Here is a 5,525-nt window from a genome sequence, read left to right on the forward strand (position 1 = left end):
GCCCGCCCGCGCCGGCCACCAGGGAGACCATGTGGTCGTCGCCGCTGCCCGGGGCGGACTCCACCCGCACGCCCGGCACCGGCTCCACCCCGCGGGCCGCGCCCTCGACGACCAGGACGATCTCCACCGGTCCGGACCGGCCCGGCAGACCGTCCGCCGCCAGACGGTCCCGCAGCCGCTCCGCGGCGCCGCGCCGGTCCCGCCACCAGCCGTCGGGCACCGACCCGACGACATTGGCGGCGTCGACGATCACGAGCGGGGCGGCGCTGTTCTCCATGCGCCCAGGCTCCCACGGAACGAAAAAGGGGGGCGGGCCGCACGGATCGTCTCCGTGCGGCCCGCCCCCCTTCCCGGGGCCTGCCGGTCAGGCGGGAACGCTGGCCACGCCCGGCTCCAGGAACCGCTTGCCGTTCACCCGCTCGGAGACGCCCTCGCGGTCCAGGTACGGCGTGATGCCGCCCAGGTGGAAGGGCCAGCCGGCGCCCGTGATCAGGCACAGGTCGACGTCCTGGGCCTCGGCGACGACACCCTCGTCGAGCATCAGCCCGATCTCCTGCGCCACCGCGTCGAGCACCCGGGCCCGCACCTGCTCCTCGGTGAGGACGGTGTCGCCCTGCTCGAGCAGCGCGGCGACCTCCGGGTCCAGCTCGGGCTTCCCGCTGTCGTAGACGTAGAAGCCGCGCTTGCCCGCCTCGACGACCTTCTTGAGGTTCGGGGAGACCGTGAACCGCTCCGGGAAGGACCGGTTGAGGGTCTCGGAGACGTGCAGGCCGATCGCGGGACCGACCAGCTCCAGGAGGACCAGCGGCGACATCGGCAGACCGAGCGGCTCGACGGCCTTCTCGGCAGTCGCGACCGGGGTGCCCTCGTCGATGACGTTCTGGATCTCGCCCATGAAGCGGGTCAGGATCCGGTTCACGACGAACGCCGGGGCGTCCTTGACCAGCACCGCGGTCTTCTTCAGCTTCTTGGCGACACCGAACGCCGTGGCCAGCGACGCGTCGTCGGTCCGCTCACCGCGGACGATCTCCAGCAGCGGCAGGATCGCGACCGGGTTGAAGAAGTGGAAGCCGACGACCCGCTCGGGGTTCTTCAGCTTCGACGCCATCTCGGACACCGACAGCGAGGAGGTGTTGGTGGCGAGGATCGCGTGCGCCGGGGCGACCGCCTCGACCTCGGCGAACACCTTCTGCTTGACGCCCATCTCCTCGAAGACCGCTTCGATGATGAAGTCGGCGTCCGCGAAGCCCTCGGCCTTGTCCAGCACACCGGAGACCAGCGCCTTGAGGCGGTTGGCCTTGTCCTGGTTGATCCGGCCCTTGCCGAGCAGCTTGTCGATCTCGGCGTGGACGTAGCCCACGCCCTTGTCGACGCGCTCCTGGTCGATGTCGGTCAGCACGACCGGCACCTCGAGGCGGCGCAGGAACAGCAGCGCGAGCTGCGAGGCCATCAGACCGGCGCCGACGACACCGACCTTGGTGACCGGGCGGGCCAGCGACTTGTCCGGGGCGCCCGCGGGACGCTTGCCGCGCTTCTGCACCAGGTTGAACGCGTAGATGCCGGAGCGCAGTTCGCCGCCCATGATGAGGTCGGCGAGGGCCTGGTCCTCGGCGTCGTAGCCCTGCTGGAGGTCGCCGTTCTTGGCGGCGGCGATGATGTCCAGGGCGCGGTAGGCGGCCGGGGCGGCGCCGTGCACCTTGGAGTCGGCGATGAAGCGGCCCTTGGCGACGGCCTGGTCCCAGGCCTCGCCGCGGTCGATCACCGGGCGCTCGATCGCGATCTCGCCCTTGAGGACGGCCGCGGTCCAGATCAGCGACTGCTCCAGGAAGTCCGCGCCCTCGAAGATCGCGTCCGCGATGCCGAGCTCGTAGACCTGCCGGCCCTTGAGCTGCTTGTTCTGGTTGAGGCTGTTCTCGATGATCACCGAGACGGCCTTCTCGGCGCCGATCAGGTTCGGCAGCAGCGTGCAGCCGCCCCAGCCGGGGACCAGACCGAGGAAGACCTCGGGGAGCGAGAACGCGGGGAGGGCGGCCGACACCGTGCGGTAGGTGCAGTGCAGGCCGACCTCGACGCCACCGCCCATGGCGGCGCCGTTGTAGTACGCGAAGGTCGGCACGGCCAGCTTCGACAGCCGCTTGAAGACGTCGTGGCCGCCCTTGCCGATGGCCAGCGCGTCCTCGTGCCGCTTCAGCAGCTCGACGCCCTTGAGGTCGGCGCCGACGGCGAAGATGAACGGCTTGCCGGTGACACCGGCGCCGACGATCGTGCCGTCCGCCGCCTCCTTCTCGACCTGGTCGATCGCGGCGTCGATGTTCGCCAGCGACTGCGGGCCGAGCGTGGTCGGCTTGGTGTGGTCGTGACCGTTGTCGAGGGTGATGAGCGCGAAGCGCCCCGCCCCCAGCGGCAGGTCGAAGTGGCGTACGTGCGCGCTGGTGACGACCTCGCCGGGGAACAGCTCGGCCGCACCCTTCAGAAGCTCTGCGGTGGTGCTCACTTGTCCCCCTCGAAGTGCGGGTTCTCCCAGATGACCGTCGCGCCCATGCCGAAGCCGACGCACATGGTGGTCAGGCCGTAGCGGACGTGCGGCTGCTCCTCGAACTGGCGGGCCAGCTGCGTCATCAGGCGGACGCCGGAGGAGGCCAGCGGGTGGCCGAAGGCGATGGCGCCGCCGTACTGGTTGACGCGCGCGTCGTCGTCGGCGATGCCGTAGTGCTCCAGGAAGGCCAGCACCTGGACGGCGAAGGCCTCGTTGATCTCGAACAGGCCGATGTCGGAGATGGACAGCCCCGCCTGGGCCAGCGCCTTCTCCGTCGCCGGGATGGGACCGTAGCCCATGACCTCCGGCTCCACACCCGCGAAGGAGTAGGAGACCAGACGCATCTTGACCGGCAGCCCGTTCTCGCGGGCGAAGTCCTCGGAGGCGATGACCGAGGCGGTGGCGCCGTCGTTCAGACCGGCCGCGTTACCGGCGGTGACCCGGCCGTGGACGCGGAACGGCGTCTTGAGCCCGGCCAGGTTCTCCAGGGTGGTGCCGGGACGCATCGGCTCGTCGGCGGTGACCAGGCCCCAGCCGGTCTCGCCGGCCTCGGCGTTGGTGCGGCGCACCGAGACCGGTACCAGGTCGGCCTGGATCCTGCCGTCGGCGTACGCCTTGGCGGCCTTCTCCTGCGAGCGCACCGCGTACTCGTCGGCGCGCTGCTTGGTGATGGTCGGGTAGCGGTCGTGCAGGTTCTCCGCGGTCATGCCCATGAACAGGGCGGACTCGTCGACCAGCTTCTCGGAGACGAACCGCGGGTTGGGGTCCACGCCCTCGCCCATCGGGTGGCGGCCCATGTGCTCGACACCGCCCGCGATGGCCACGTCGTACGCGCCGAAGGCGACGGAGCCGGCCACCGTGGTCACGGCGGTCAGGGCGCCCGCGCACATGCGGTCGATGGAGTAGCCCGGGACCGAGGTGGGCAGGCCCGCGAGGATGCCGGCGGTGCGGCCGATGGTCAGGCCCTGGTCGCCGATCTGCGTGGTCGCGGCGATCGCGACCTCGTCGATCTTCTTCGGGTCGAGTCCGGGGTTGCGGCGCAGCAGCTCCCGGATCGCCTTCACGACGAGGTCGTCGGCCCGGGTCTCGTGGTAGATGCCCTTCGGGCCCGCCTTGCCGAACGGGGTGCGGACGCCGTCGACGAAGACGACGTCCCTGACGGTACGAGGCACGATGGCTCTCCTCCAGGGTGCGGGATGGCACTGCTGCGTTGCGCTGAGCGCGCGCTCAGAGACTATGCTACTTGTGGGTAATGTAGCTGCCCAGTCCTGTGCCTCCGAGCGGTGAAGGTCACACCTCCGGGGGAGCCGTCGTACGGCACGGCGGGCGGCCGCCGCACGGCAGGAACCCGCCCCTCCGGGAGTGCCGGGGGCCGCGGCCCCGCCGGATCCCGGCGTGAACCCGACGTACCCGTTCCGCTTCGAGGGCCCCTCGGAGCCCGCCGGGAGACCGCCCCGGCAGGCACGGTCCCGGTCCTCGTCCCCGCCCCCCCGCGCTTCCTTCGCGGCGGGTTCCCTGGGGAAGCGGCGAAGCGGAGCGGGCGGAGGGGGACGGACCGAGGGGAACGGGTGAGGCGGAACGGGGGGCCGGCGTCTCCGGGCGGGGCCGGACCGGCGGGTCCCGCCGCGCTCAGACGGCCTCGGAACCGTCGGAGGCCAGCGCGGCGACGAGGACCGGCGTCACCTGCTCCACCTGCCACGGCCGCGCCCCGTACCCCGCCAGTGCGGCGGCGACGGACTCCGGGCCGGCGGGCCGCGGCGGTTCCCAGCACACCCTCCGCACCGTGTCCGGGGTGATCAGGTTCTCCTGCGGCATGTTCAGCCGCTCGGCGAGCGCGCTCACTCCCGCCCGGGCCGCGGACAGCCGGGCGGCGGCCACCGGGTCCTTGTCCGCCCAGGCGCGCGGCGGCGGGGGGCCGGTCACCGGCTGGCCGGGGTGCGGCAGCTGCGCCTCGCTCAGCGCCCGCGCCCGGTCCACGGCCGCCTGCCACTGCTCCAGCTGGCGCCGTCCCGTCCGCGGCCCGAACCCGTTCAGCGCGGCCAGGGCGTGCGCGTCGGCCGGGAGGGCGAGAGCGGCCTCGACGATGGCCGCGTCGGAGAGCACCTTGCCCGGGGAGACGTCCCGGCGCTGCGCGATCCGGTCCCGGGTCTGCCACAGCTCCCGCACGACGGCCATCTGCCGGCGCCGGCGCACCTTGTGCATGCCGGAGGTGCGCCGCCAGGGATCCTTGCGGGGCTCCGGCGGCGGCGCGGACGCGATCGCGTCGAACTCCTGCCACGCCCACTCCAGCTTGCCCTGCCGGTCCAGCTCCTTCTCCAGGGCGTCCCGCAGGTCGACCAGGAGCTCGACGTCGAGGGCGGCGTACCGCAGCCAGGGTTCGGGCAACGGGCGGGTGGACCAGTCGACGGCGGAGTGGCCCTTCTCCAGGACGAAGCTGAGCACGTTCTCGACCATCGCGCCGAGACCGACGCGGGGGAAACCGGCCAGGCGGCCGGCCAGCTCGGTGTCGAAGAGGCGGGTGGGCACCATCCCTATCTCGCGCAGGCAGGGCAGGTCCTGCGTGGCGGCGTGCAGCACCCACTCGACGCCCGACAGCGCCTCGCCCAGGCCCGACAGGTCGGGGCAGGCGACGGGGTCGATCAGTGCGGACCCGGCGCCCTCGCGGCGCAGCTGGACGAGATAGGCGCGCTGGCCGTAGCGATAGCCGGAGGCCCGCTCGGCGTCGACGGCCACGGGACCGGTGCCCGCGGCGAAGGCGGCGATCACCTCGGCGAGCGCGGCGTCGTCCGTGATCACGGGCGGAATGCCCTCGCGCGGGGCGAGCAAGGGGATCGGCGCCTCCGTAGCAGAAGATCCGTCGTCGTCCGGAGGGGCGCCTCCGGTGGTTCGCAGGGGACTGTCTGCTGCGGTGTCGTGGGCGTCGGTCACCTGTCAAGAGTATCCGTGCCGCGAAGGGGCCCGCCGACGGAACGTTCCGTCGGCGGGCCCC

At 72.5% G+C, this 5,525-nt stretch carries 4 protein-coding genes; all 4 read right to left on the reverse strand.

Features of this window, described 5'->3' with window-relative positions; all coding sequences use genetic code 11:
- On the reverse strand, window positions 1-277 hold a 277-nt coding region (locus tag AOK18_RS11320; RefSeq protein WP_055694247.1), incomplete at its 3' end, for a hypothetical protein.
- A gap of 87 nt (window positions 278-364) precedes the next feature.
- The gene (locus tag AOK18_RS11325) at window positions 365-2,494 is read right to left on the reverse strand and encodes a 3-hydroxyacyl-CoA dehydrogenase NAD-binding domain-containing protein (protein ID WP_055570571.1); all 2,130 of its coding nucleotides are present in this window, start codon (window positions 2,492-2,494) and stop codon (window positions 365-367) included.
- A complete protein-coding gene (locus AOK18_RS11330) occupies window positions 2,491-3,708 on the reverse strand; it encodes a thiolase family protein (protein WP_055570570.1) in 1,218 nt (405 codons plus the stop codon). Before AOK18_RS11330 ends, AOK18_RS11325 begins: the two co-directional genes overlap by 4 nt.
- Before the next feature lie 457 nt (window positions 3,709-4,165).
- Complete coding sequence (locus AOK18_RS11335; RefSeq protein ID WP_206281526.1) at window positions 4,166-5,464, reverse strand: ribonuclease D; 1,299 nt, start codon at window positions 5,462-5,464, stop codon at window positions 4,166-4,168.
- Window positions 5,465-5,525 lie beyond the last annotated feature (61 nt).

This window comes from Streptomyces prasinopilosus (assembly GCF_001419695.1).
GTDB lineage: Bacteria > Actinomycetota > Actinomycetes > Streptomycetales > Streptomycetaceae > Streptomyces > Streptomyces prasinopilosus.